Source organism: Streptomyces sp. NPDC028305 (assembly GCF_055569495.1).
The window spans coordinates 171846-196533 of sequence record NZ_JBVHTN010000004.1; the positions used below are offsets into that span (position 1 = coordinate 171846).

At 71.7% G+C, this 24688-nt stretch carries 23 protein-coding genes; 8 read left to right on the top strand and 15 right to left on the bottom strand.

Annotated features, from left to right (window positions below; all coding sequences use genetic code 11):
- Positions 1 to 24: 24 nt before the first annotated feature.
- The 3 genes from ACZ4WQ_RS17030 to ACZ4WQ_RS17040 form a co-directional block, all read right to left on the bottom strand.
- Positions 25 to 276, bottom strand: coding sequence for a hypothetical protein (locus ACZ4WQ_RS17030; protein ID WP_311726264.1), 252 nt, complete (start codon positions 274 to 276; stop codon positions 25 to 27).
- Positions 273 to 803, bottom strand: a complete 531-nt coding sequence (locus tag ACZ4WQ_RS17035; RefSeq protein ID WP_398370956.1) for a sigma factor-like helix-turn-helix DNA-binding protein — start codon at positions 801 to 803, stop codon at positions 273 to 275. The genes ACZ4WQ_RS17030 and ACZ4WQ_RS17035 overlap by 4 nt, the downstream gene beginning before the upstream one ends.
- A 109-nt stretch (positions 804 to 912) precedes the next feature.
- Positions 913 to 1413: a MarR family winged helix-turn-helix transcriptional regulator gene (locus tag ACZ4WQ_RS17040; protein WP_311726262.1), complete on the bottom strand. Its 501-nt coding sequence runs from the start codon at positions 1411 to 1413 to the stop codon at positions 913 to 915.
- Positions 1414 to 1688: 275 nt separating this feature from the next.
- Between ACZ4WQ_RS17040 and ilvA the strand changes: the two genes are divergently transcribed.
- The 3 genes from ilvA (at position 1689) to ACZ4WQ_RS17055 (ending at position 4826) form a co-directional block, all read left to right on the top strand.
- Positions 1689 to 2852, top strand: coding sequence for a threonine ammonia-lyase (gene ilvA, locus ACZ4WQ_RS17045; protein ID WP_311726493.1), 1164 nt, complete (start codon positions 1689 to 1691; stop codon positions 2850 to 2852).
- Between the two features lie 82 nt (positions 2853 to 2934).
- Positions 2935 to 3918: an ATP-binding cassette domain-containing protein gene (locus tag ACZ4WQ_RS17050; protein WP_385340575.1), complete on the top strand. Its 984-nt coding sequence runs from the start codon at positions 2935 to 2937 to the stop codon at positions 3916 to 3918.
- Positions 3918 to 4826 (top strand): ABC transporter permease, encoded by a 909-nt coding sequence (locus tag ACZ4WQ_RS17055; protein WP_311726260.1) that lies wholly within the window; start codon positions 3918 to 3920, stop codon positions 4824 to 4826. The genes ACZ4WQ_RS17050 and ACZ4WQ_RS17055 overlap by 1 nt, the downstream gene beginning before the upstream one ends.
- A 28-nt stretch (positions 4827 to 4854) precedes the next feature.
- Here the strand turns inward: ACZ4WQ_RS17055 and greA are convergent, their stop codons facing one another.
- Together greA and ACZ4WQ_RS17065 are read right to left on the bottom strand one after the other, a co-directional pair.
- On the bottom strand, positions 4855 to 5352 hold the full coding sequence (greA, locus tag ACZ4WQ_RS17060) for a transcription elongation factor GreA (RefSeq protein WP_311726259.1): 498 nt from the start codon (positions 5350 to 5352) through the stop codon (positions 4855 to 4857).
- 163 nt (positions 5353 to 5515) lie between these two features.
- A complete protein-coding gene (locus ACZ4WQ_RS17065; RefSeq protein ID WP_385340572.1) occupies positions 5516 to 5929 on the bottom strand; it encodes a DUF4307 domain-containing protein in 414 nt (137 codons plus the stop codon).
- 96 nt (positions 5930 to 6025) lie between these two features.
- Here ACZ4WQ_RS17065 and mca point away from each other — a divergent pair, with 96 nt between their 5' ends.
- Both mca and ACZ4WQ_RS17075 read left to right on the top strand, forming a co-directional pair.
- Positions 6026 to 6898 carry a mycothiol conjugate amidase Mca gene (gene mca, locus ACZ4WQ_RS17070; protein WP_311726257.1) on the top strand — a complete coding sequence of 291 codons (873 nt, stop codon included), beginning with the start codon at positions 6026 to 6028 and terminating at the stop codon, positions 6896 to 6898.
- 7 nt (positions 6899 to 6905) lie between these two features.
- Positions 6906 to 7163: an RAMP4 family protein gene (locus ACZ4WQ_RS17075; protein ID WP_385340657.1), complete on the top strand. Its 258-nt coding sequence runs from the start codon at positions 6906 to 6908 to the stop codon at positions 7161 to 7163.
- A 92-nt stretch (positions 7164 to 7255) separates the two neighbouring features.
- Here the strand turns inward: ACZ4WQ_RS17075 and ACZ4WQ_RS17080 are convergent, their stop codons facing one another.
- Entirely contained in the window at positions 7256 to 10705 is a 3450-nt protein-coding gene (locus ACZ4WQ_RS17080; protein ID WP_398370961.1) for a tetratricopeptide repeat protein, read from the bottom strand.
- Between the two features lie 102 nt (positions 10706 to 10807).
- Here ACZ4WQ_RS17080 and ACZ4WQ_RS17085 point away from each other — a divergent pair, with 102 nt between their 5' ends.
- Complete coding sequence (locus ACZ4WQ_RS17085) at positions 10808 to 12841, top strand: thioredoxin domain-containing protein (protein ID WP_398370963.1); 2034 nt, start codon at positions 10808 to 10810, stop codon at positions 12839 to 12841.
- A 36-nt stretch (positions 12842 to 12877) separates the two neighbouring features.
- Here ACZ4WQ_RS17085 and ACZ4WQ_RS17090 read toward each other — a convergent pair whose 3' ends face one another.
- From ACZ4WQ_RS17090 to trhA, 3 genes are all read right to left on the bottom strand, one after another.
- Positions 12878 to 13489, bottom strand: a complete 612-nt coding sequence (locus ACZ4WQ_RS17090; protein WP_398370965.1) for a TetR/AcrR family transcriptional regulator — start codon at positions 13487 to 13489, stop codon at positions 12878 to 12880.
- Between the two features lie 5 nt (positions 13490 to 13494).
- On the bottom strand, positions 13495 to 15066 hold the full coding sequence (locus ACZ4WQ_RS17095; RefSeq protein ID WP_311726252.1) for an MFS transporter: 1572 nt from the start codon (positions 15064 to 15066) through the stop codon (positions 13495 to 13497).
- A 75-nt stretch (positions 15067 to 15141) separates the two neighbouring features.
- Positions 15142 to 15864: a PAQR family membrane homeostasis protein TrhA gene (trhA, locus tag ACZ4WQ_RS17100; protein ID WP_385340564.1), complete on the bottom strand. Its 723-nt coding sequence runs from the start codon at positions 15862 to 15864 to the stop codon at positions 15142 to 15144.
- Between the two features lie 264 nt (positions 15865 to 16128).
- On the opposite strand from trhA, the gene ACZ4WQ_RS17105 reads away from it, so the two are divergent.
- Complete coding sequence (locus tag ACZ4WQ_RS17105) at positions 16129 to 17958, top strand: phosphoenolpyruvate carboxykinase (GTP) (protein WP_398370968.1); 1830 nt, start codon at positions 16129 to 16131, stop codon at positions 17956 to 17958.
- Positions 17959 to 18043: 85 nt separating this feature from the next.
- Here ACZ4WQ_RS17105 and ACZ4WQ_RS17110 read toward each other — a convergent pair whose 3' ends face one another.
- From ACZ4WQ_RS17110 to ACZ4WQ_RS17130, 5 genes are all read right to left on the bottom strand, one after another.
- A complete protein-coding gene (locus ACZ4WQ_RS17110) occupies positions 18044 to 18757 on the bottom strand; it encodes a hypothetical protein (RefSeq protein WP_311726250.1) in 714 nt (237 codons plus the stop codon).
- Between the two features lie 87 nt (positions 18758 to 18844).
- On the bottom strand, positions 18845 to 19453 hold the full coding sequence (locus ACZ4WQ_RS17115) for a hypothetical protein (protein ID WP_385340560.1): 609 nt from the start codon (positions 19451 to 19453) through the stop codon (positions 18845 to 18847).
- The gene (locus ACZ4WQ_RS17120; protein WP_398371811.1) at positions 19440 to 21017 is read right to left on the bottom strand and encodes a substrate-binding and vWA domain-containing protein; all 1578 of its coding nucleotides are present in this window, start codon (positions 21015 to 21017) and stop codon (positions 19440 to 19442) included. Before ACZ4WQ_RS17120 ends, ACZ4WQ_RS17115 begins: the two co-directional genes overlap by 14 nt.
- A gap of 32 nt (positions 21018 to 21049) precedes the next feature.
- Positions 21050 to 22228: a toxic anion resistance protein gene (locus ACZ4WQ_RS17125; protein WP_385340558.1), complete on the bottom strand. Its 1179-nt coding sequence runs from the start codon at positions 22226 to 22228 to the stop codon at positions 21050 to 21052.
- Positions 22229 to 22238: 10 nt separating this feature from the next.
- Positions 22239 to 23312 carry a hypothetical protein gene (locus tag ACZ4WQ_RS17130; RefSeq protein WP_398370971.1) on the bottom strand — a complete coding sequence of 358 codons (1074 nt, stop codon included), beginning with the start codon at positions 23310 to 23312 and terminating at the stop codon, positions 22239 to 22241.
- Between the two features lie 202 nt (positions 23313 to 23514).
- Here ACZ4WQ_RS17130 and ACZ4WQ_RS17135 point away from each other — a divergent pair, with 202 nt between their 5' ends.
- Complete coding sequence (locus ACZ4WQ_RS17135; RefSeq protein ID WP_398370973.1) at positions 23515 to 24126, top strand: SMI1/KNR4 family protein; 612 nt, start codon at positions 23515 to 23517, stop codon at positions 24124 to 24126.
- On the opposite strand, the gene ACZ4WQ_RS17140 is transcribed toward ACZ4WQ_RS17135, so the two are convergent.
- Entirely contained in the window at positions 24113 to 24634 is a 522-nt protein-coding gene (locus tag ACZ4WQ_RS17140; protein WP_311726245.1) for a GNAT family N-acetyltransferase, read from the bottom strand. The genes ACZ4WQ_RS17135 and ACZ4WQ_RS17140 overlap by 14 nt on opposite strands.
- Positions 24635 to 24688 lie beyond the last annotated feature (54 nt).

Here is a 24688-nt window from a genome sequence, read left to right on the forward strand (position 1 = left end):
CCTCGCCAGGCTCTCAGCAGGCCCTCACCAGCCTTCGACCGGCGGGCTGGTGTCGGTCGGCGGCATCGTCCACGGCTGGACGATCGCCGCCCACACCGCGAAGGCGATCACCGCGGCGATCAGCAGGACCCAGCCGGCGGCCCGTACGGCGCGGAGGCGGCGCAGCATCCGCCGCCCCCGTGTCGCCGCCCGGCCGGGCAGGTCCGGGGGCACCGCCGGATAGGGGCCGTCCAGCATCCGGCGGACCTCGTCCTCCTTGCGGTCGGGGAAGCTCATGCCGGGGCCTTCGCGTCCCCGCGGCGCACCGCGGCCCCGGGCGCGGGCGCGGGCGCGGCCCCGGGCGCGGCCCCGGGCGCGGGCGCGCCCGGCGGGCGGCTGCGCATCAGCGTCACCGAGCGCGTACAGATCGCCCGTACCCGCTCGACCGGCAGCCCGAGGGCGGCCGCGGCCTGCTCCTCCGCCACGCCCTCATGCAGCCGTAACACCAGCACCAGGCGCTCCTGGGGGGTGAGCCGCCCCAGGAGGCCGCCGCGGGGGCGGCGGTAGCGCCAGGCGCGATGGGCGAAGAGGGCGGCGAGTTCCCCGCGGGTGCGGTCGTACGGGTCCTCCCCGCGCAGCCGGTCCCAGCGGGCGTAGGTGCGGGCGAGCGCGGTGGTCAGCAGGCGCTCGGCGTCCTTGGATTCCCCCGGTGGTTCCCCCGTCAGCAGTGTCGCCGCATGCAGCAGCCGACCGCCCGCCCCCGCGGCGAACGCCGCGAACTCCCGGGCCCGGCGGCTCTCCCGTGCTGCCCGCCTCTCGCGCACCAGCCCTCCGCCTCCTGCCCCCTTTGGGACACGGGTCCCTTTCAGGACACGGCAGTCACGGCCATCCGGTCAAGAGGCGTGACGTCAGGGCGCGTTGGGCCGGGAACCCCTAGGAGGCGGACGCCGCCTGGGGCACGGGGGCGTGCGCGGCGGCCAGCGCGACGTTGAAGCGGCCGAGCAGGTCGCAGAAGATGTCCCGCTCCTCCGCGGTCCACCCGTCGGTGACCTGCGCCATCAGCGCGCGCCGCGAGGACCGCACCTCCTCCAGGCGGGCCTTGCCGCGCGGGGAGAGCTGGAGCACGACCGCGCGGCCGTCCTCGGGGTGGGAGGTGCGCTTGACCAAGCCGGAGTCGACCAGCGGGGCGACCTGCCGGGTGACGGTGGACGAGTCGATGCCCATGCCCGCGGCGAGCGCCTTGACACCCATCGGCCCTTCCTGGTCGAGCCGGTTGAGCAGGAGATACGCGGCGCGGTCCATGGAGTTGCGGGCCTGTCCGACGCCGCCGAGGCGGGTCTGTTCGGCGCGCCGGGCGAAGACCGCGACCTGGTGTTGCAGGAGGTCGAGTACGCCGGTGTCGAGGTGGGTCGTCATGTCCGATTGGGTGGGCATGGACTAAGGCTCACTTCATGCGGTGGTCTGTGGGATGGGGCACAGAGTACGCGGCTGGGGGCCCGCCCGTACGGGGGCTGCAGAAACCTGCCGCCTCGATCCGGCCCTCCCTGGTGCACGTGGGGCGAGCTGCGAGACTTGGGACCATGGCCCCACGCACGACCCCCGCTTCCGGTACCTCTTCTTCCGGTATTCCGCAGTCCGCTTCCGGAGTCCCGGCTTCCGGTGTCCCGGCGTCCGCGATCACGCTCGACGAGGTGCGCGCGGCGCAGAAGATGTTGTCGGGGGTCTCCCGGGTCACCGCGCTCGAAGGCAGCCGCTATCTGTCCGGCCTGGTCGGTGCTCCGGTCCATCTGAAGTGCGAAAACCTCCAGCGCACGGGCTCCTTCAAGCTGCGCGGCGCCTATGTGCGGATCGCCGGGCTCAGCCCCGAGGAGCGGGCCGCGGGCGTGGTGGCGGCCAGCGCCGGGAACCACGCGCAGGGCGTCGCGCTGGCCGCCTCGCTGCTGGGCGTGCGCTCGACCGTCTTCATGCCGCAGGGCGCGCCGCTGCCGAAGATCGCGGCCACCCGGGACTACGGCGCGGACGTGCAATTGCATGGCCAGATCGTGGACGAGACGATGCGCGCCGCACAGGAGTACGCGCGGGAAACGGGCGCGGTCTTCATCCACCCCTTCGACCACCCGGACATCATCGCGGGGCAGGGCACGGTGGGCCTGGAGATCCTGGAGCAGTGCCCCGAGGTGCGCACGGTCGTGGTGGGCGTCGGTGGCGGCGGGCTCGCGGCGGGGGTGGCGGTGGCGGTGAAGGCGCTGCGGCCGGACGTGCGGGTGGTGGGGGTGCAGGCGGCGGGCGCCGCGGCGTATCCGCCCTCGCTGGCCGCCGGGCACCCGGTGTCGATCGAGTCGCCCACGACGATGGCGGACGGGATCAAGGTGGGGCGGCCGGGCGAGGTTCCGTTCCGGATCGTGGACGAGCTGGTGGACGAGGTCCGTACGGTCTCCGAGGACGCGCTGGCCGGCGCGCTGCTGCTGTGCCTGGAGCGGGCGAAGCTGGTGGTCGAGCCGGCCGGGGCCAGCCCGGTGGCCGCGCTGCTCATGGAGCCGGAGGCCTTCGAGGGGCCGGTGGTGGCGGTGCTCTCGGGCGGCAATGTGGACCCGCTGCTGATGCAGGGCATCCTGCGCCACGGCATGGCCGCGGCCGGGCGCTATCTCTCGCTGCGGCTGCGGCTGACCGACCGCCCGGGGGCGCTCGCCACGCTGCTGGCGGCGCTGTCGGCGGTCGACGCGAATGTGCTGGACGTGGGCCATGTACGGACCGATCCGCGGCTCGGGCTGGCCGAGGCGGAGGTCGAGCTGCGCCTCGAGACGAAGGGGTCGGAGCACTGTGACGAGGTGCGGGCGGCGCTGCGCGAGGCGGGCTACACGGTGATCTCGTAGAGGTTTTCCACAGGCATGGACAGGCGGGGTAATTCGGGCGAAAGTTAGATCCTTCTATGAACACGCCCGATGGGGGACGCATATGCCAGGCGCCATCTATGCCGAAGGTCTGGTGAAGACCTTCGGCGATGTAAGAGCTCTGGACGGGGTCGATCTCGATGTACCGGAAGGGACCGTGCTCGGGCTGCTCGGGCCCAACGGGGCGGGGAAGACCACCGCGGTGCGCGTGCTGACCACCCTGCTCCAGCCGGACAGCGGTGCGGCGCGGGTCGCGGGCGTGGACGTGTTGCGCTATCCGAACGAGGTGCGCCGCTCGATCGGGCTGTCCGGCCAGTTCGCGGCGGTGGACGAGTATCTGACCGGCCGTGAGAACCTGCGCATGGTGGGCCAGCTGTACCAGATGAGCGCGCGGGAGGCGAAGGCGCGCGCGAGCGAGTTGCTGGAGCGGTTCCATCTGAAGGACGCGGCGGACCGCGTCGCCAAGACATACTCCGGCGGGATGCGCCGCCGCCTGGACCTGGCGGCCGCCCTGGTCGTCAGCCCGCCGGTGATGTTCATGGACGAGCCGACCACCGGTCTCGACCCGCGCAACCGGCAGGCGCTGTGGGAGGTCATCCAGGAGCTGGTGGCGGGCGGCACGACGCTGCTGCTGACCACGCAGTATCTGGAGGAGGCCGATCACCTGGCGGACGACATCTGTGTGATCGACCACGGCCGGGTGATCGCGCGCGGCACCTCCGACCAGCTCAAGGCCCGCACGGGCGGGGAGCGGGTGGAGGTGGTGGTCCATGAGCGGCCCCATATCGAGGTCGCGGAGGAGGTGCTGCGGGGCTTCGGCAAGGGTGAGCCGGCCGTGCAGCGGCACACCCGTAAGGTCACCGTGCCGGTCGTCGGCGGGGCCAAGCTGCTCGCCGAGGTGATCCGGGAGCTGGATGCGCGCGGGGTGGAGATCGACGACATCGGGCTGCGCCGCCCGACGCTCGACGATGTCTTCATCTCGCTCACGGGCCATGGCGCCGAGGGCGACGGGGCCGAGGGTGACGCGTCCGATGAGGAGGTCCAGTGATGGCCCAGGGACATCGCCCAGCGCTGGCTGGGGGAGAGACAACACCGGAGGCGGCTCCGGCGCGGGGGACCCGCGTCGCCGTGTCCCCCCGGATCCGGAGCGGGCCCGTTCAGTCGGTCCGCGACTCGCTGGTCGTCGCCCGTCGGAATCTCATCCGTATGATGCGGATTCCCGAGGTGGTGGTGTTCGGCCTGGTGCAGCCGATCATGTTCGTGGTGCTGTTCAGCTATGTCTTCGGCGGCGCGATCATGGTGCCGGGGCAGACCAGTGCCGACGCGAATGTGTACCGGGAATTCCTGATGGCGGGGATCTTCGCGCAGACCGTCACCTTCGCGACGGCGGGCGCGGGCGCCGGGATCGCCGACGATATGCACAAGGGCCTGATCGACCGCTTCCGCTCGCTGCCGATGGCCCGCGGCGCGGTGCTCACCGGCCGTACGCTCGCGGATCTGGTGCAGACGGCGCTGACGCTGGTGGTGCTGGCGATCGTCGCGGTCATCGTGGGGTGGCGGGTCCACGACGGGGTGCTGAAGGCGCTGGCGGCCTTCGGGCTGCTGCTTCTGCTGGGATACGCCTTCTCCTGGATCGGCGCGCTGATCGGGCTGTCCGTGCGGACCCCCGAGGCGGCCACCTCCGGCGGGCTGATCTGGCTGTTCCCGCTGACGTTCATCTCGAACGCCTTTGTGCCCTCCAGCAAGATGCCCGCCTTCCTGGGGCACATCGCCGACTGGAATCCGTTCAGCGCCACGGTGCAGGCGAGCCGTGAGCTGTTCGGCAATCCCGAGGGGCTGGTCTCGGACGCCTGGCCGATGCAGCACCCGGTGCTCGCCTCGGTCCTCTGGTCGACCCTGATCATCCTGTTCTTCCGGACGCTGGCGGTCCGGAAATACCGCTCGGCGACCGCCTGAGGGAGGCGGCCGCCGAGATCGGGGCGGTTCAGCTCTGGTAGGGCTTGGCCTCAAGGATCTTCACCGACGCGGTGCGACCGTTGGGCAGCTCGTACGAGGCGTCCTGGCCGACCTTCTTACCGTTCACACCCGAGCCCAGCGGGGACTGCGGCGAGTAGGTCTCGACGTCCGAGCTCGCGTACTCGCGGGAGGCGAGGAGGAAGGTCAGGGTGTCGTCAGGGTCGCCGTCGAAGGCGATCGTGACGACCATGCCCGGGGCCACCACACCGGTGTCCGCGGGGGCCTCGCCGACCTTCGCCTGCTGGAGCAGCTGAGTGAGCTGGCGCACGCGGAGCTCCTGCTTGCCCTGCTCCTCCTTGGCCGCGTGGTACCCGCCGTTCTCCCGCAGGTCACCTTCCTCGCGGGCAGCCTCGATCTTCTTCGCGATCTCGACACGTGCGGGACCCGACAGGTACTCCAGCTCGGCCTTGAGCTGGTCGTACGCCTCCTGGGTCAGCCAGGTGACGTTCTCGCTGGTCTGGGTCACAGGTGCTCCTCGTCGGTGCTGGGAATACAAATGAACGCCCTACTCAGAAGGGTGCGCCTTCAAAGCCGGGCGAAACCACGAGCCTAACAATTCCGGGTCGAAACGGGGAGGAGGATTGTGGGCGTAATGCGTACGAAACGCGTCAGCGCAGGTCGGGCGGGGCTCAGCCGCCCGACACAGGGTCGCAGCCGACAAGCTCGGCGGTGGTAGCCCGTCCTGTGGTGCGGACCGTCACGACCTTGACCGTGTCTCCCTGGCCCTTGCCGAAGGTGAAGTCCTTGCGACCCACCTCGGCGTGATCCGCGTCCAGGGTGCGGAGGGTGCACACTCCGGTGGTGCCCGTGTCCTTGGTGATCTCCAGGCGCACCTCGACCGCGTCGTCGGAGACCACCTTGAAGGCGATCACCCGGCCGCTGATCTCCTGCTGGCCCGTAATGTATGAGTAGCCGAACCAGGCGATCATGGCGAGGAACCCGGCGCCGAGCACGGCACCCAGGATCTTCAGCTTGCGGTCGGCACGCTGGTCCGCCGACCGGCCGTAACGCCCGTCCGGCAGCCCCTCACGCACCGTGGCCATGATCGTTCCTCCTGGTTGGCGGACGCGGAATTATTCGCCCCCGGTTTGGGTCACTATAGAAGCCGTCTTCCACGACGAATCACCGAGGATCGAGAGTTGACTGATCAGCTGCGTTTGATGGCCGTCCATGCCCACCCCGACGACGAGTCGAGCAAGGGCGCGGCCACCATGGCCAAGTACGTGTCCGAGGGGGTGGACGTGCTGGTCGCGACCTGCACAGGCGGTGAGCGCGGGTCCATCCTCAACCCCAAGCTCCAGGGGGACCCCTACATCGAGGAGCACATCCACGAGGTACGCGCCAAGGAGATGGACGAGGCGCGCGAGATCCTCGGGGTCAAGCAGGAGTGGCTGGGCTATGTGGACTCCGGGCTGCCCGAGGGCGACCCGCTGCCGCCGCTGCCCGAGGGCTGCTTCGCGCTCCAGGACGTGGACGAGGCGGCGGGGACGCTGGTCAAGCTGATCCGCGAGTTCAAGCCCCATGTCATCACCACGTATGACGAGAACGGCGGTTATCCGCACCCCGACCACATCATGACCCACAAGATCTCGATGGTGGCCTTCGAGGCCGCGGGGGACCCGGAGAAGTACCCCGAGGCGGGCGAGCCGTGGCAGCCGCTGAAGCTCTACTACAACCAGGGCTTCAACCGGCCGCGCACCGTGGCGCTGCACGAGGCGCTGCTCGCGCGCGGCCTGGAGTCGCCGTACGGGGAGTGGCTGGAGCGCTGGAAGGAGTTCGAGCGGGCCGAGCGCACCCTGACCACCTACATCCCCTGCTCCGAATTCTTCGAGATCCGGGACAAGGCGCTGATCGCGCACCGCACCCAGATCGACCCCGACGGCGGCTGGTTCCGGGTGCCGATGGACATCCAGAAGGAGGTCTGGCCGACGGAGGAGTACGAGCTCGCCAAGTCGCTCGTCGACACTTCCCTCCCCGAGGACGACCTCTTCGCGGGCATCCGCAACAATTGAGCTCATGATGAGCGCGACCAGCACCCTCGCCGCAACACAACTCGTGTCGCTCGCCAAGGAGCTCGACGAGAACAAGGTGACGCCGGGCGTCCTCGGCTTCATCGTCTTCGCAGTGATCGGCGGCGCGGTGTGGCTGCTGATGAAGTCCATGAACAAGCACATGAAGAAGGTGGACTTCGAGGAGGAGCCGGAGGCCGGGGAGACCCCGGCCGCCGCATCCTCGAAGGGAGCCCGGGGCGGCACCACGGGCGAGCGCACGGCCTGACGGCCGCCCTCCGGACCCGCCGCCCCTGGAGTGGCACCGGTGACGCGCGTGGCACCTGTGACATAGGGCGCCTTGTGTCATGGATCACCGTGTCATAGGTCACCCCGGTCGCCCTGGTCGTCGTGGTCACCTCGGTCAGCGGAGCCGTACGGGGCGTCCTGAACCTCCGCCGCAGCCGGCAGGACCGCCATGATCTCGCGCGCGTGGCGGCTCGGCACCATGCCGAGCTGCCATGCCTGCCATCCCGTCTCCGGCTCCACGCCGCGCTCCAGCACCAGCGTGAACGCCTCCGCGCACCCCTGGAGCCGGGCGTCCCCCGCCCAGTCGGCCGACCGCACCTCGCCCAGCAGCTCCATCAGCTCCTCCTGGGCCACCGCCGTGCCCACGACCGAGCCGCCCGCCGAGGCGAACGGGAGCAGCGTGCAGCGCAGGAACCGGGCCCAGCTCTCGCCGCGCCGGTCGCCGTATCCCGCGAACAGCCGTGCCGCCTCGTCCACCAGATCCAGCGCCTGCGACGCCCGGCCGTTTCCCGCGTCGATCACCGCCAGCTCCACACAGGACCACGCCTCGCCATGGGCCACCCCCACCCGGTGGAAGTCCTGCCGCGCGTCCTGGAGCAGCTGCCGGGCGAATCCGCTGTTGCGCAGCGAGCCCGTCTGCGCCGCCCGCAGATCCCGGGTGACCCGCGCCGAGTGGTGACGGGCGCAGGCCAGCCCGTACACATCCCTCATCCGGCTGAACATGGTGCGGGCCCGCTCCAGGTCGCGCACCGCCGAGTCGTGGTCGCCCCGCTCCTCCAGCGCCTGGCCCAGGTAGTACAGCGTCCACGCCTCGCCCCGCGCGTCCTCGTTCTCCCGGTGGCGGGACAGGGCCTGGCGCAGCCGGTCGACGGCCGCCGACGCATCCCCGGCCACCAGCCGGGCGCGGGCCAGCTGCGTCAGCGCCCACGCCTCGCCGCGCTGGTCGTGGGTGCGGCCATACGCCTCCAGCGCCTCGCGCAGCTCCCGCTCCGCGCGCGGCACATCGCCCATGCGCAGACACGCCTGGCCGAGCTGGAAGTGCGCCCACGCCTGGCCGTGCACGCTCTCGCTCTCCCGGTGCAGCTCCAGGGCCTCGTCCAGCAGCGCCAGCGCCTCGGCGAGCCGCCCCCGGTCGCGCTCCACCGCGGCCAGCGCGTGCATCGTCCACGCCCGGTCCGCGCGCAGCTCGCCGGCCGCCTGAAGCTCCATCGCCTCGGTCAGCTTCGCCGCGGCCTCGGTGAGATTGCCCTGGTGGTGCAGGGTGATGCCCAGGCTGCACAGCGCCCGGGCCGCGCCCGCCTCGTGCTGCGCCTCGAAATACAGGTCGACCACCGAGGACAGGGTGGTGCGGGCCTGGTCGAGCTCGCCCAGCTGCCGGGCCGCGATGCCGGTGCGCCACTGCACCGAGCGCATCAGCAGCCCCTGGTCGACGGCCTGCGTCAGCTCGCTGATCTCGCCGAGCCGGTACAGGTCGCCGCGCAGCAGGCAGTAGTCGCACAGCGCGCCCAGCAGATGCAGCACCGCGGACTGGTCGACGCCCTCGGCATGGCGCAGGGCCGCCGTGATGAAGCTCGACTCGTCGTCCAGCCAGCGCAGCGCCGCGTCCAGGGAGGTGAAGCCGTGGCCTCCGGCCGCGCCCCGGGTGAACATGTCGGCGCGGGTGGAGGTCTTGCCGTCGACCATCCGGATCACCGAGTCGGCCAGCTCCGCGTAGCTGCGGATCAGCCGCTCCTGGGCGGCGGTGCGCCGGGCCGGCTCCTCCTCGTCCATCAGCCGGCCGTGGGCGAAGCCGCGCACCAGGTCGTGCAGCCGGTAGCGGGTGCCGCGGACGTGCTGGATCAGCCCGGCGCGGGCCAGCGCGTCCAGATGGCGGACCGCCTCCTGGTCGTCCGTCTCCAGCAGCGCGGCCGCGGCGGCGGCGCCCAGGCTGGCCCGCCCGGCCAGCGCGAGACGGCGCAGCAGCCGCCGGGCGCCCTCGGTCTGGTCGGTGTACCGCAGCCACAGCGCCCGCTCGACGGGGCCCACCGGGCCGTATGCCTCCAGCGCGGTGACCAGGGCGCCGGGGGTGCGGAGGCCGAGCGAGGAGCCCGTGATGCGCAGCGCCAGCGGCAGCCGGCCGCACAGCTCGGCGATCCGCTCCACGGACTGCCCGTCATAGGGGCCCGCGCCCGTGGGCTCCTCGGCGGAGGCGCGCAGCAGTTCCTCGGCGCCCGGCTCGTCCAGCGGGCCCACCTCCAGCCGGTGGACCCACGCGGCCAGCTCGGGCGGCAGCGCGAGCGGGGCGCGCGAGGTGACCAGCACCAGGCTGTCGGACCGCTCCGGGACCAGGGTGCGCACCTGCTCGGCGTCGCTGGCGTCGTCCAGCACGATGGTGACCGGCAGCCCGGTCAGATGCTGGTGGTAGAGCTCGGTGAGCCGCCTGATGTGCTGCTCCTGGGCCGACCGCTCCCGGAACAGCAGCTGGTCGCGGGGCGCGCCGAGCCGGTTGAGCAGGTGCAGCAGCGCGTCTCGGGTGGGCAGCGGGGCCTGGTCGTGGCTGTCGCCGCGCAGATCCACCAGACACGCGCCGCGGAACTGGTCGCGCAGATGGTGCGCCGCCCGCACCGCCAGCATCGTCCGGCCCGACCCGGGCGGGCCCTCCAGCAGCACCACCGTCGGTCTGGTCTCCGTGCTCGCCCGCGCCTGCTGGACCCACTGGGCGATCTGGGTGATCTGCGCCCGGCGCCCAGCGAACGGGCCGTCCGCCTCGGGGAGATGGCCGAAGGACTGCTCCAGCACGCTGCGCCTGCGGGCCGCCTGGCTGCGGTCGGCACCGCGCAGCCGGGGCGCCTTCCCGGCGCGGCCCCCGGAGCCCAGACGGCTCGCGCCGCCCCCGGCCGAACCCGAACCGCCGCTCGCCCCCGGGCCGCCGCCCGAGCCGGACCCGGCGCCCGCCGCGGAGCCGGAGACCCGGTCGGTCCCGCTGCTTCTCCGCGTGGCGGCCGTCGTCATCCGATGCCGGTCGATGAACGGCCGGATGCCGCGCACCTCCACGGCCGTGAGCCACTGGAGCCTCAGCTGCTCCGCCCCGCCCGGCTGGTTGCGCAGCGCGGCCCGGCGGTGGGCGGCCGGCCAGTGGCCCGCCGTGAGCCCCACGACCGCGGCCGCCGAACCGGCCACCGCCGCGGTCACGCCCGCGCCCAGCGCCGTGCCCACCGAGGTGCCCCAGGAGAGGTCCGCGCCGATGGCCCCGGCCGCCGCGGCCGCGGTGGCCAGCATCGGCGTGCCCAGCTGCCGGCGCGTCAGCCGCGACGACAGCGGCCTGCTCTCCGCCTCCGACTCCTCCAGCGCGCGCACATACGCCCCGTACTCCTCGGCCGCGGTGGCCGCCATGCCCTCCATCGCGGCCCGCGCACGGCCCAGCAGCACCCCGCCGTTCGTCCGCCCGCCGGAGCGCCGCACCTCCTCCTCGACGGCGCGCGCGAGCAGCCGCTCGATCTCTCCACGATGACTGTCCCGCAGCGCGGTCGGTGATCCCGGCATCTTCGTCCCCCTCCTGCCAGCACCAAGTGTTCCGTTTCTGGCTCATATCCGGCAGGCCTGTGGATAACTCGCTTCGGACGTGAGTTGAGGGAGGATGGAGGCATGCCGAACCGTCTGGCGCACGAGACATCTCCGTACCTTCTTCAGCACGCGGACAATCCGGTCGACTGGCGGCCGTGGTCCGACGAGGCGTTCGGGGAGGCCCGCAGCCGCGGGGTGCCCGTGCTGCTGAGCGTCGGCTATTCCAGCTGCCACTGGTGCCATGTGATGGCCCGCGAATCCTTCGAGGACGAGGCCACCGCCGACTATCTCAACGCCCACTTCGTGTCCGTGAAGGTCGACCGCGAGGAGCGGCCCGACGTCGACGCCGTCTACATGGAGGCCGTGCAGGCCGCCACCGGCCAGGGCGGCTGGCCGATGACGGTCTTCCTGACGCCCGAGGCCGAGCCGTTCTACTTCGGCACGTACTTCCCGCCGGCGCCGCGCCACGGCATGCCGTCCTTCCAGCAGGTGCTGGAGGGCGTCCGCGCCGCGTGGGCGGACCGCCGGGACGAGGTGAAGGACGTGGCCGCGCGCATCGTGCGGGACCTGGCCCAGCGCGGCGGGGCCTCTCTGGAGTACGGGGACGCCCGGCCGCCGGGGCCGGAGGATCAGCCCACCGCGCTGATGGCCCTGACCCGCGAATTCGACGCCGTACACGGCGGTTTCGGGGGCGCGCCGAAGTTCCCGCCGTCCATGGTGCTGGAGTTCCTGCTGCGCCACCACGCCCGCACGGGCTCCGAGGCCGCGCTCCAGATGGTCCAGGCGACCTGCGAGGCGATGGCCCGCGGCGGCATCTACGACCAACTGGGCGGGGGGTTCGCACGCTACGCGGTCGACGAGACCTGGACCGTGCCGCACTTCGAGAAGATGCTGTACGACAACGCGCTTTTGTGTCGCGTCTATGCGCATCTGTGGCGGGCCACGGGCTCCGACCTGGCGCGCCGTGTCGCCGTGGAGACCGCCGAGTTCATGGTCCGCGAGCTGCGCACCGAGCAGGGCGGGTTCGCCTCGGCCCTCGACGCCGACAGCGACGACGGCAAGGGCGGCCACGCCGAGGGCGCGTACTACGTCTGGACCCCGGAGCAGCTGCGCGAGGTGCTGGGGGAGAAGGACGCCGAGCTGGCCGCCGAGTACTTCGGTGTGACGGAGGAAGGCACCTTCGAGCAGGGCGCCTCCGTGCTGCGGCTCCCCGACCGCGAGGCGCTGGCCGACGCCGGGCGCGTCGCCTCCGTACGGGAGCGGCTGCTCGCGGCGCGCGGGCGGCGGCCGCGGCCGGGCCGCGACGACAAGGTGGTCGCCGCGTGGAACGGCCTGGCGATCGCCGCACTCGCCGAGACCGGGGCGTATTTCGACCGCCCCGACCTCGTCGAGGCCGCGGTGGCCGCCGCCGACCTGCTGGTCCGCGTCCACCTGGACGACCGCGCCCGGCTCGCCCGCACCTCGCTGGACGGCACGGCCGGATCCCACGCGGGCGTCCTGGAGGACTACGCGGATGTCGCCGAGGGCTTCCTCGCGCTGTCGTCCGTGACCGGCGAGGGCGCCTGGGTCGAGATCGCGGGGCTGCTGCTGGACACCGTGCTGCGCCACTTCACGGCCGAGGACGGCACGCTGTACGACACCGCGGACGACGCCGAGGAGCTCATCCGCCGCCCCCAGGACCCGACGGACAACGCCGCGCCGTCGGGCTGGACGGCCGCCGCCGGGGCGCTGCTGTCGTACGCGGCCGTCACCGGCGAGGACCGGCCCCGGGAGGCGGCCGAGCGCGCGCTGGGGGTGGTGCGGGCGCTCGGGGCGCGCGTGCCGCGGTTCATCGGGTGGGGGCTCGCGGTGGCCGAGGCGCTGCTGGACGGGCCGCGCGAGGTGGCCATCGTCGGCCAGGGCGACGACCCGGCGACGCGCGCCCTGCACCGGGCCGCGCTCCTGGGCACCGCGCCCGGGGCGGTGGTCGCGGTCGGCGAGCCCGGCTCCGGGGAGGTGCCGCTGCTGCTGGACCGCCCGCTGCTGGAGGGGCGGCCCGCGGCGTACGTGTGCCGCCGGTTCACGTGTGACGCGCCCACGGGGGATGCGGGGGTGCTGGCCGGGAAGCTGGGGTGAGGTTTCTTGGGGGTGCCGTCTCGCGGCCACCCGTCGTCACAGGGTCAGGCCGCGGGCCAGGATCTCCAGCGCGTGGTCGATCTCCTTCTCCACGTCCTCGATCCGCCCGCGGTCGAAGCAGTAGAAGATCGCTTCCTGCACCGCCCCGAGGACTGCCGCCACGACCACCCGCACGTCGAGGTCGTCCGCGGCCCGCCCGCTGCGCTCGGCCAGCACCCCGCCCAGCATGTCGCGGGTCTGGGTCATGCCCTCGCTCATCCGCCCGCGCAGCGCCGGGACCTGCCGGATCAGGGTCAGCCTGACCTCCAACTCCCCGCGGGCGTCGTCGGCGTACTGGCGGATCAGGCCGACGAGCGAGTGGCGCAGGGACGTCACCGGCGGCTCGTCGAGGGGCCGCGCGCGCAGCGTCTCCAGGATGAGCGGGTCGTACTCGTCGGTGAGGACGATGTCCTCTTTGGTGGGGAAGTAGCGGAAGACCGTGCTGGGGGAGACCTCGGCGGCCTCCGCGATCTGGTCGACCGGGGTGGCGTCGTACCCCTGTTCCTGGAAGAGCCGGTACGCGGCGCGCCGGATCGCCTGCCGGGTCTGGATCTTCTTGCGCTCACGCAGTCCGAGCTTGGGCGGGGCCGCGGGGGTGGTACGTGCCATGAATCTCATTGTCGGGCATCGCTGTGCTCCTGGGCCATGGGTGGGGCCTCGGTGGTCTGACCGTCGGGTGTGGCGCGGCCTGGCATGAAGCTTGCGGTCAGGGCGGCCGCGGCCAGCGAGACGGCGGCGGTGACCAGCAGGGTCAGGCCCATGCCGTGGACGAACGCGCGGTCGGCGGAGGCGGCGAGCTCGGGGCTGTGCAGGCGCTCGGCCAGCAGCCGGGCCGCGATCACCGAGTCGTCGGCGATCTCCGCCGTGCCCGGCGGCAGTCCGGTGGTGTCCAACCGGTCCTGGTACGCGCTCGCGAGCAGGCTGCCCAGCAGGGCGATCCCGATCGCGCCGCCGACCTGCCGCAGCGTCATGAGCAGCCCCGAGCCGGTGCCCTCGCGGTCCTTGGGCAGCGAGCCGAGGGCCGCGTCCATGGCCGGGACGACGCCGAGGCCGAAGCCGAAGCCGGTGAGCGTCAGCCAGAGCGCGGTCATGCCGTAGCCGTCGCCCACCTGGGTGCGCGAGCCCAGGAACGCGGCCGCGGCGAGCACCAGCAGCCCGCCGGCGATCACGGGCCGGGCCCCGAAGCGCGCGGCGAGCGGGGCGGCCGTGCGGGCTGAGATCAGCAGCCCGCCCATCATGGGCAGCAGCCGCAGCCCGGTGCCGAAGGCGTCGTAGCCGAGCACGGCCTGGAGGTACTGGGGCAGGACGAACAGCAGGCCCAGCAGGCAGAAGCTCACCAGCATGGCGGTGACGGCGCTCCACAGGAAGGCCGGACGGCGCAGCAGCGTCAGGTCGAGCACGGGGCGTACGGCCCGCCTCTCGCGCAGCACGAGTCCGGTGAGCAGCGCCGCCGACGCGGCGAGCGCGGTGCAGATGAGCGGATCGGACCAGCCCCGGTGCGGGGCCTCGATGATGCCGTAGACGAGGGCGCAGAGCCCGGTGGTGCTCAGCGCGGTGCTGACGAGGTCGACCCTGGGGGCGGCCGGGTCTCGGGTCTCGGGGAGCAGGAACAGGCAGACGACCATGGCGATCGCGGCCATGGGGATGTTGATCAGGAAGACCGAGCCCCACCAGTAGTGGTCCAGGAGCCAGCCGCCGACCAGCGGTCCCAGCGGCATGCCGAGCGCCGCGGCCGCGCTGAGCGCGCCGATGGCCTTGGCGCGCTCCTCGGGGCCGAAGACGGAGGGCAGGACGGCCATGGACAGGGGCGTGATCAGTGCGGCGCCCAGGCCCATGATCACGCGGGCGGCGATGACGAGGCCCGCGGAGTCCACGAGGGTGCCGACGACCGAGCCGGCCAGGAAGATGCCCAGCCCCGCCACCAGCATCGAGCGGCGGCCGAACCGGTCGCCGAGCAGACCGGCCGGGAGCATTCCGGCGGCGAAGACGACGGTGTACGAGTCGGCGATCCACTGCTGTTGGCCGGTGTCGGCGCCGAGCGCCGTGGCCATCTGCGGCAGGGCGATGTTGAGGATCGTCGTATCGAAGCCGATCACCAGCAGGGCGGCGACCAGGGCTCCCAGCGCCCACCAGCGGCGCGGATCCGGGGCGTTCGGGATTTCCGGGGCAGGGGAGACAGCGGACAAGGCACACCTCCGAGAGTTACCGTCAAGTGACAGTAACTCTCAAAAGGTGGGGGCTGTCAATCGATGGGGAATGCGTTAGGCGTGCTGGTACGCCACCAGGGAAATGCCCACGTAGTGGACGACGAAGGCGGCCAGCGTGAAGGAGTGGAACACCTCGTGGAAGCCGAACCAGCGCGGTGAGGGGTTGGGGCGCTTGGTGCCGTAGATCACCGCGCCCACGCTGTAGAGCAGCCCGCCGACGACGATCAGGGTCATGACGGCGATGCCGCCGGTGCGCAGGAAGTCGGGGAGGAAGAAGACCGCCGCCCAGCCCAGCGCGATGTAGCAGGGGGTGTAGAGCCAGCGCGGGGCGCCGACCCAGAACACCCGGAAGGCGATCCCGGCGAGCGCCCCGGCCCACACCAGCCACAGCAGCAACTGCTGTTTGCCCTGGGGCAGAAGCAGCAGCGTGAAGGGCGTGTAGCTGCCCGCGATGATCAGGAAGATATTGGCGTGGTCCAGCCGGCGCAGGATGGCCGTGGCGCGCGGGCCCCAGTTGCCCCGGTGGTACAGGGCGCTCACGCCGAACAGCGCGCAGGCGGTGAGAGTGAAGACGGCGCAGGCCAGGCGCCCGCGCGGGCTGTCGGCGAGGGCGGTGAGGATCACCCCGGCGACCAGCGCGGCGGGGAACATGCCGGCGTGCAGCCACCCTCGCAGCCGCGGCTTGAGCGGTACCGGCGGAGCTGTTGGGGACCCGGGTGTGGTGTCAACCGAAGCGTCAACGGGGGGGTCGGGCACGGCGGCAGTCATGGCGCTCATGCTACCTACGCAACCGTAGGTTACCCCCCTGTTTCGAGTGGTGATGGTCACCAATGCGTCCACTGGACAGAACGGCCGAGCAGTCGGATGATCAAATGAGCGCGGTCGGCACCGGATGAGCTGAGCATTCGGGTCGCAGCCCCCAAGGGGCAGCTGTCTCCATAACCTCCAGAAGTCCAGATATGCGGGTATGAGTGCACATATCCGCCCAAACCCTCAATCAGTGACGCCGGACCGAGGTGGTCCCGGCGGGATGGAGCGATCGTGGCGCCCAGCAATGTGGCTTCCTCAACCACCACAGCCCCCACCAACCACCAGGAGCTGATCTCCTGGGTCGGCGAGATCGCCGAGCTCACCCAGCCCGACCGGGTGGTGTGGTGCGACGGCTCGGAGGCGGAGTACGACCGCCTGTGCGCGGAGCTCGTGGACAGGGGAACCTTCCAGCGTCTCGACCCGATCAAGCGGCCGAACTCGTACTACGCGGCCTCGGACCCCACCGACGTGGCGCGCGTCGAGGACCGCACCTTCATATGCTCCGAGCGCGAGCAGGACGCGGGCCCGACCAACCACTGGAAACACCCCGACGAGATGCGCGCCATCTTCTCCGGGGAGCAGGGCGTCTTCCGGGGCTCGATGCGCGGCCGGACCATGTACGTGGTGCCGTTCTGCATGGGCCCGCTCGGCTCGCCGCTGTCCGCGATCGGCGTCGAGATCACCGACTCCGCGTATGTCGCGGTCTCCATGCGCACCATGACCCGCATGGGCCAGGAGGTCCTCGACGTCCTCGGTGACGAGGGCTTCTTCGTCAAGGCCGTGCACACCCTCGGCGCCCCGCTGGAGCCCGGCCAGGCCGACGTCCCCTGGCCGTGCAACAGCACCAAGTACATCTCCCACTTCCCCGAGAGCCGCGAGATCTGGTCCTACGGCTCCGGCTACGGCGGCAACGCGCTGCTCGGCAAGAAGTGCTACGCCCTGCGCATCGCCTCCGTCATGGCCCGCGACGAGGGCTGGCTCGCCGAGCACATGCTGATCCTCAAGCTCACCCCGCCGCGGGGAGAGGCCAAGTACGTCGCGGCGGCCTTCCCCAGCGCCTGCGGCAAGACCAACCTCGCCATGCTGGAGCCGACCATCCACGGCTGGACGGTCGAGACCATCGGCGACGACATCGCCTGGATGCGCTTCGGCGAGGACGGCCGGCTCTACGCGATCAACCCCGAGGCGGGCTTCTTCGGCGTCGCGCCCGGCACCGGCGAGCACACCAACGCCAACGCCATGAAGACCCTGTGGGGCAACTCGGTCTTCACCAACGTCGCGCTCACCGACGACGGCGACGTGTGGTGGGAGGGCATGACGGAGGACGCGCCCGCGCACCTCACCGACTGGAAGGGCAACGACTGGACGCCCGGGTCCGAGACCCCCGCCGCCCACCCCAACGCCCGCTTCACCGTGCCCGCCGGGCAGTGCCCGATCATCGCGCCCGAGTGGGAGGACCCCAAGGGCGTGCCGATCTCGGCGATCCTCTTCGGCGGCCGCCGCGCCAGCGCGGTGCCGCTGGTCACCGAGTCCTTCGACTGGCAGCACGGCGTCTTCCTCGGCGCCAACGTGGCCAGCGAGAAGACCGCCGCGGCCGAGGGCAAGGTCGGCGAGCTGCGCCGCGACCCGTTCGCCATGCTGCCGTTCTGCGGCTACAACATGGGCGACTACATGGCCCACTGGGTGAAGATCGGCAAGGCCGCCGACCCGGCGAAGCTGCCGAAGATCTACTACGTGAACTGGTTCCGCAAGGACGCCGGCGGCCGGTTCGTGTGGCCGGGCTTCGGTGAGAACAGCCGGGTGCTCAAGTGGATCGTCGACCGCCTCGACGGCCGGGCCGAGGGCGTGGAGACCCCGATCGGCGTGCTGCCGACCCGCGAGGCGCTGGACACCGACGGCCTGGACATCGCCGACGCCGACCTCGACCTGCTGCTGACCGTCGACAAGGAGGTGTGGCGCGAGGAGGCGGCGCTGGTCCCCGACCACCTGCGCACCTTCGGTGACCACACGCCGAAGGAGATGTGGGACGAGCACCGCTCGCTCGTCGAGCGTCTCGGCTGAGCGAGAGCTCCGGGCGAGAGCTTCGCGCGCCGTTCAAGGCCAGGGCCCCGCACCCGTGTGCGGGGCCCTGCCTCGTTGGGGCGCGTCAGCCGCCGTTGGAGACCAGCTTCTTGACGCCGCGCTGGTCCGCGGCCGTGAACTTGCCGCCGTTGGTGTTCAGATAGCCGCCGTTCGGCGAGGCCATGACCGGCCGGTTCTCGTTCGGGCTGAACTTGGACGGGTCCGGGTGATCCAGACCCATCATGTGGCCCAGCTCATGGGTGACCGCGTTGAGGGTCATCGCGTGAGCCTTGGCCTTGTTCGAGCCGAACCAGGTGTTCTCCTTGCCCGTACTGGTCCAGTACTCGGTGTCCATCTCGACATATCCGCCCCAGGCGGAGTTGTTCCTGGTGTTGTAGCAGGGAAGGGCGTGCGAGAAGCCCGCCTTCCCCATCGGCCGGTACTTCAGCAGAAACATGATGTGGTTCTGCGGCCCGGCGCAGTACTTCTTGTTCTGGTAGTTCGTCCCACCCTCGATCTTGGTGGACAGCACGAACTTGATTCCCGCGTTCTTCACCTCCGGGATGGCGTTGAGCTGCTGGACCGGAACCTTCAGATACGGCGTGAGCCAGCTCTGCGACTTCTGCGTCACGAACGTGAGGGTGTACGTGCTGTTGTGCTGAAGATTCGTGATGTAGTACGGCGAGCCGGACTCCAGCTTCCAGCCCACGCCCTCGTTCGCGGCGCTCGCGGTCGAGGCCGTGGCGAATACCGACGCGAACGCGGCGGCCAGGGCGATTCCGCCGATTCTTTTCCTCATGTGGTGCTCCCCGTTGTACCGAGGCCCGCCGTGCACGCCGGGCCGATCGGATCCTAATCGCCGTCCGATGGCCCGGTGTCACCAGCTCTAGTGGTTGCGTCCCCGGTCCTCCAGGTACTGGGTGTGCGTCTGCTGGCGGCGGGCCTCCGCCTCCCGCAGGGCGGAGGCCATCGCGTCCGCCTCGTCGAACAGCAGCGTCAGCTGGCGCTCCAGATGGCGCTCGGGCGGGTCGGCGCCCGGGGAGAGCCGGGTCCACCAGCGGGTCCGGGCGTAGGTGTCCACGGCCTCGGGGACGTCGTGGCGGATGATCCGCGACAGCGCGTACGTCCCCTCCGGGTCGAGCAGCAGCGCCTCGCCCGCCAGCTCCGGGTCGAGCAGCGCCGCCAGCAGCCCGTCCAGCTCGGTGAGCCGGCCGGAGGCGGCGGGCCCCAGCTCGACCTGGGCGAGATACTCCTGGAGCCGCGTGAAGTCCTCGCGCAGGGCGTCCAGTTCCCGGGCGGGGTCGGCGAAGTCCGGCGCCGCGGGCCGCTCGGGCGGGGCGATCAGCGCGCCCGCGCCGTACAGGCCCGCCACCACCACCGGCCAGTACGCGCCCGCGAGACCGGTGAAGGTGAGGGCCAGGCCCGCGATCCCCGCCGCGCTGCCGGCGATGTTCTTGCGGGACTCCAGATAGCGCAGAGCCTTATTGGTAGCCACGGATCTCCTCGAAGGCCTCGTTCAGCGAGCTCTTGGTCGCGTCGAAGAGGCGTCCGCCGGTGAGGGAGGCGATGCCCTCCAGCTCGGCCCGGTCGGAGTCGCCGAAGACGATCGGGAAGACGGGGGTCACCCGCTGCGCCTGGGGGAGGCGCCGGTAGAAGGACTCGAAGTCGCCGGCGGACGCCCCGGTGGTGTTCTCCCCGTCCGTCATCAGCACGATCGAGGTGAAGCGGTCGTCCCCGAGGTCCGAGGCGCGCCGGGCGAGATGGCGGTACGCCTCCCGCAGGCTGCTGAAGATCGCGGTGTCGCCCTCGGCGGTCAGCGCCTTGGCGTCCGCGCGGATGGCGGCCAGCGCCGTGCCCGGGTCGTCCTCGGGGACCGTGTGCGTACGGACCGCCTTCACCGCGGAGCCGAAGGGCATCAGCGTCACCTCCTCCCGGTCCCGGAACCGCTCCCCGGTGGGGGAGCCGTCCGCGCCGGCCAGCTGGGTGAGCGCCGACTTGAGCCGGTCCAGCCGGTCGCCCTCCATCGAGCCCGAGGTGTCCAGCACGTACACCGTCCGCGAGGGCCGCCGCAGCTCGTTCTCGTACGCGGCGAGCAGCCCGTCGGCCACCGACCGGGTGCCGGGGAAGGGCAGTTCGCGCCGCTTGGCGGCGGACAGCGGGGCCGCGGGGCGTACGGAGGTGACGACGGGGCGCCGGAAGGTCCGCTCGGTCAGCGTCCGCTGGGCCTTGGCGGACCGCAGATACTCGGTGAGCGCGCGGACCGAGTCCCGCGCGTCCTGGGACGCCGAGGCGAGCGCGGTGAGCGGGTAGTCGGCGGTCACCACGCCGTCTTGGGGGCGGATCACCGTCAGGTCGGTGTGGTGGTCGCGGTTCAGGGACAGCAGGACGGACTCGTAGTTGATCAGGGCGTCCACGTCGCCGCGCCGGATGTACGCCTGGGCCAGCCACCCGGAGGAGCCGGACGTCAGCTTCTGCCCCGCGAAGAACTCCTTGAGCTTCGGCGTGACCTTCCGCACGTCCGCGTCGCGCAGCGCCGACTGGGCGCCGGACAGCCCCGAGGCGATCGAGATGAGCGCCGAGAAGCCGGAGTTGGAGCGCACCGGGTCGGTCATCCCGTACGTCAGCTTCCCGTCGGCCACCGCCTGGTGGATCCGCGCCCAGGTGACCTGGTCCGGGTGCCGGCCCAGCCGCCGTACGACGTCCGTCTTGACGCCGAGGGCGACCGGCGAGGTCATCACCGGCGTCTCCGAGGTGATCTTCTTGGCGGTCTCCGGGCGCAGCCGCAGGTAGTCGTTGGACGACAGCCAGATCGCGTCGTACACCCCGTCCGCCTTCCCGGACGCCACCTGCTCGACCGCGTCCAGGGTGCCGGACCAGGTGGCCTCGACGGTGACGCCGGTCGCCTCGCGCGCCGCGTCCAGCACCGGCTTCATGTCCGTCAGCTCGCTGCTCGCCAGGATCCGCAGGGTGCCGGGGGAGCCGCCCTTGCCCCGCTTGTTGTCCTCGCTCTCCGAGGTGCAGGCGCTCACCGGCAGCACGGCGGCGAGGCCGAGGGCCATCAAGGCGCGCCGGGGCACGCCGTCGGCTCTGCTCACTGGAGGCTCCCCTCGGCCGCGCCCGCCGCGCGGGTGCGTTCCAGGTACGTGCTCGCCTGCTGGAGCTCGTCGGTCAGGGCCTCCACCGTCGCCGCCATCGACTCGGTCGCCCGCGCCTTGTAGGTGTCGATCGCGTCCAGCGTCCGGTAGATCTGCTGGAACGCGCCGCGCAGCGTCTCCACGCCCACCGCCGGGTCGGCCGCGATCCGCTGGATCTCGCCGCTCTGCGTGGCCAGCATCTCCGCGTTGCCCCGGATCAGGTCCTCCGTGGTCCCGCGCAGGGCGTTGACCTGCTCGGTCACCTTGCGCTGGCTCTCCAGCGCGGAGGACAGCATCACCGCGATGCGCAGCGCCGAGACGGTGGTGGTCGCGGCCCGGTCGACGCCCTTGATGAGCTCCTCGTTGTTGCGGCGCACCACGTCCATCGCCAGATAGCCCTGCGCGCACACCGCGAGCTGCGTCAGCAGGTCCTGGTGCTTCTGCCGGACGGGGAAGAGCACATCGGCGCGCAGCGCGTCCGCCTGCGTCGGGTCGGTGGCCTCGACGGCCGTGATCTGCCGCTCGACCGCCGTGTCCAGGGCCTGGGCCAGCACCGCGTACTCCTGGAGCTTGCCCATGTTCTCCCACAGGCGGACCCGCTCGGTGTGCAGGGCTGCGTTGTCGCGGCGCAGCTCGTCCTGGCCGCCGCGCAGCGATCCGACGATCTTGTTGAGGGTGGACTGGGCGGAGGCGTACTTGGCGACGTGGTCGCGCAGCTTGTTGCCGCCCGGCAGCTTGGAGAGCAGCTTGCGGGCGCCCTTCAGCTGGGTGTCGCGCGGGTCCAGGTCCTCGACGGTGCGGCGCAGCTCGACCAGCGAGGAGGAGACCCGGGTCTGGGCGTCGCCGTCGCCCTGGGCGAGGGAGCGCACGGTGCGGTCCAGCATCCGGTTGGACTGCTGGGCGGCGCCGCGCATCTCGCCCGCGCCGAGCGCGGTGATCTCGCCGATCCGGGTGGCGAACTCGGGGGAGCGGGCGTCCAGTCCGGCCAGCGTGTTCACGTACTCGGCGGCGCGGCGCTCCATCTCCTCCCGTACGGACTCCTCGACCGGCACCAGGCCGGCCGCCTTCTCCTTGGGGACCGGGGCGACGGGCTCGGGCGGGGTGAGGACCAGGTCGTCGGTGTTGTCAGTGGCCATGATGGTCTCCCTAGCTCCTGGCTCGTCGCGCGAGGTCCCGCAGCACCTCGGCCTTGGGCACGGGCGCCTGCCGGACTCCGGTCAGCCGCTGGTTGAGATACGCGGTGTGGGGCGCGGTGGCGGCGATGAACTCCGGGGCCGCGCCCTGCGGCCGGAAGCCGTGCCGGACGGCCAGCTCGCGCAGCTTCTTGTCGCCGCTCAGCAGCTCGCCGAGCTTGCGGCCCTCAGAGGTCAGCGGCACCAGGGTGTGGTCGCTGTTGACCGTGACGTCCGGGTAGAGGACGACCATGTCGCCGACGTCCTGCTTCTGCATCAGCAGCGAGGCGACCTGCGACTCGTAGACCAGGACCAGCGGGTTGGCCGCCCCGCTGATGAAGTCCCGGAACGGGGCGTCGGAGCTGGACTGCTGGGCGCCCTGGACGCTGATGAGCTTCTTCATCAGCGGGGCGGTCCGGGCGATGTCCTGGTCATTGGCGACGATACGGCCGCCGTTCTCCACGTACGAGGCGGCGGCCAGATACAGCGCGCCCGAGTTGGACTGGGAGGGGTCGGTGCTGGTGATGGACACCACGCCGTTCAGCTCGCTGTACTTCCCCGAGCCCTTGAGCTGCTGCCAGGTCCCGTCCTCCTTGGCGGCCTTCAGGTACGCGGCCATCTTCAGCGTGCCGGTGTTCTTGCCGGTCAGCGTCGCGAGCCCGTTGTCGGCCAGCACCCCGGCGGCGTTGCGGTGCGCGACGACCACCAGGGGCGAGTAGAAGGGCCGCAGCGGCGTGCCGCTGACCCCGGCCTTCCGCGCCAGCTCGGCGGCGGGGGACTCGCTGCTCGGGAAGGCGAAGTCGTACCCCTTGAGCGGGAGGTTCTCCATCGCCCAGGAGCCGGATGTCTCCGTCTTGACGGTGAATCCCTTGGCTGCGAGGGCCTTCACCACGTCGGGGTCGGCGAAGAACTCGGCCTTCTCCGACCCGATCACTCCGCGCACGGTCGTCGTTGCCGTGCCCTTGTCCTTGTCGCGTCCCGCGACGACGGCGACAGCCACCCCGCCGATCAGCAGAACCGCCAGGACGATTCCGAATATGCGTCTCACGGCGGCAGCGTGCTCGCGGAAACCCACATTCCGGGCGCGGTCAGGTGACGGGAAGGTGAACGGCTGATCGCAGTCCGAAACGGGAACCGGCCATTCTGGAGCGCCAGTTGGGGACGGGGGTGAACGCCAGGCGACGTCCCTGGTCAGGGCCGGTATCGGGGGTCGTCGGGCGCTGTCGGAGGCGTGTGGCACGCTCTGCGCCATGAGCAGCCATCCGACCGACGCACCGACCGACGACCCGCACGACGACCTGATCGGCACGCAGACCCCGGTGCGCCGCCTCACCGATCCGGACGAGGCGATCGCCGCGCTGGAGCGCGCCGTGCCCGGTCTGGCGGCTCACCGTCGGCCGGAGCCCGTCGCGATCGACTGGGCGGTGCTGGAGGAGGGCCTGGGCACCCCGCTGCCCGCCGACTACAAGCGCCTGGCCGAGTGCTATCCCGATTTCATCCTCGGCGACTTCCTCCTTCCCAACCTCCCCAGGCCCGGGAAGGAGCGGTATCTGCTCGACGGCATCCGCGAGACGCTGACCGAGGACCTCCGGGACTGGTGGGAACACGACATGACAGCCGGCCTGCGCCTCTACCCGGCGCCGGGCGGGCTGCTGCCGTGGGGGGATTCCAACCAGGGCGACATGTTCCTGTGGAGCACGACCGGGGACGGCCCGGGGGAGTGGCTGGTCACCGTCGCCTCCCACAACGGCGGCTGGTGGCACTACGCGGGTGGCGCCGTCCAGTTCCTCGCGGAGCTGTGCGACGGCACGCTCGAACTCTGGGAGCTGCCCCGGGTCGGCGTCGACGTCATCGCGTTGTGACGGCCGTGCCGTCGAGCCGTCTGCGGAAGCACACGCGGGCCTGCCCCAGGCCGTCGTAGTCGCTGTGCACGGGCACTCCGTCGAGCTCGCGGTCGCCCGCTTCGAGTTCGAAGCCCAGGGCCCGGTGGAACGCGATGGACCCGGTGTTCCCCGGCGAGGTGATGGCCCGTACCTCCGTCCGGCCCGCCCCGGCGGCCCGCCGGAAGAAGGCCTCGTAGAGCCCGCGCGCCACGCCCTGCCCGCGCAGCCGCGGGTCCACCCCCACGAAGTGGATATACGCCTCACGGTCGTTGTCGCCGGAGTAGAAGCCGACCAGGAACGCCTCGACCTCCCCCGAACCGCCCTCCCGCACCAGGCTGGTGCCGGAGAAGAACTGGAGAAACAGCCTCGGCAGCAGCAGGGACAGCTCGCGGGCCTGCTGAGGCGTGCGGGAGTCGCCCCACCACGTCCGTACGCACTCCACGAGCGCGGGGTGGTCGGACACGCGGGCCTGGCGCGGATCCGGCATTCCTGCCTCCTTCGGGACGGGACACGTCCGGTACACCACGACAGGGTGTCAAAC

Excerpts from the sequence above, each read along its gene's own strand:
- ACZ4WQ_RS17040 (WP_311726262.1), bottom strand. The coding sequence starts at position 1,413 with ATGCCCACCCAATCGGACATGACGACCCACCTCGACACCGGCGTACTC.
- ACZ4WQ_RS17110 (WP_311726250.1), bottom strand. The coding sequence starts at position 18,757 with ATGAGGAAAAGAATCGGCGGAATCGCCCTGGCCGCCGCGTTCGCGTCG.
- ACZ4WQ_RS17140 (WP_311726245.1), bottom strand. The coding sequence starts at position 24,634 with ATGCCGGATCCGCGCCAGGCCCGCGTGTCCGACCACCCCGCGCTCGTG.
- ACZ4WQ_RS17075 (WP_385340657.1), top strand. The coding sequence starts at position 6,906 with ATGAGCGCGACCAGCACCCTCGCCGCAACACAACTCGTGTCGCTCGCC.
- ilvA (WP_311726493.1), top strand. The coding sequence starts at position 1,689 with ATGTTGTCGGGGGTCTCCCGGGTCACCGCGCTCGAAGGCAGCCGCTAT.
- ACZ4WQ_RS17055 (WP_311726260.1), top strand. The coding sequence starts at position 3,918 with ATGGCCCAGGGACATCGCCCAGCGCTGGCTGGGGGAGAGACAACACCG.
- trhA (WP_385340564.1), bottom strand. The coding sequence starts at position 15,864 with ATGAGCGCCATGACTGCCGCCGTGCCCGACCCCCCCGTTGACGCTTCG.
- ACZ4WQ_RS17080 (WP_398370961.1), bottom strand. The coding sequence starts at position 10,705 with ATGCCGGGATCACCGACCGCGCTGCGGGACAGTCATCGTGGAGAGATC.
- ACZ4WQ_RS17135 (WP_398370973.1), top strand. The coding sequence starts at position 23,515 with ATGAGCAGCCATCCGACCGACGCACCGACCGACGACCCGCACGACGAC.
- ACZ4WQ_RS17050 (WP_385340575.1), top strand. The coding sequence starts at position 2,935 with ATGCCAGGCGCCATCTATGCCGAAGGTCTGGTGAAGACCTTCGGCGAT.
- ACZ4WQ_RS17090 (WP_398370965.1), bottom strand. The coding sequence starts at position 13,489 with ATGGCACGTACCACCCCCGCGGCCCCGCCCAAGCTCGGACTGCGTGAG.
- ACZ4WQ_RS17030 (WP_311726264.1), bottom strand. The coding sequence starts at position 276 with ATGAGCTTCCCCGACCGCAAGGAGGACGAGGTCCGCCGGATGCTGGAC.
- ACZ4WQ_RS17120 (WP_398371811.1), bottom strand. The coding sequence starts at position 21,017 with ATGGCCCTCGGCCTCGCCGCCGTGCTGCCGGTGAGCGCCTGCACCTCG.
- ACZ4WQ_RS17065 (WP_385340572.1), bottom strand. The coding sequence starts at position 5,929 with ATGGCCACGGTGCGTGAGGGGCTGCCGGACGGGCGTTACGGCCGGTCG.
- ACZ4WQ_RS17085 (WP_398370963.1), top strand. The coding sequence starts at position 10,808 with ATGCCGAACCGTCTGGCGCACGAGACATCTCCGTACCTTCTTCAGCAC.
- ACZ4WQ_RS17125 (WP_385340558.1), bottom strand. The coding sequence starts at position 22,228 with ATGGCCACTGACAACACCGACGACCTGGTCCTCACCCCGCCCGAGCCC.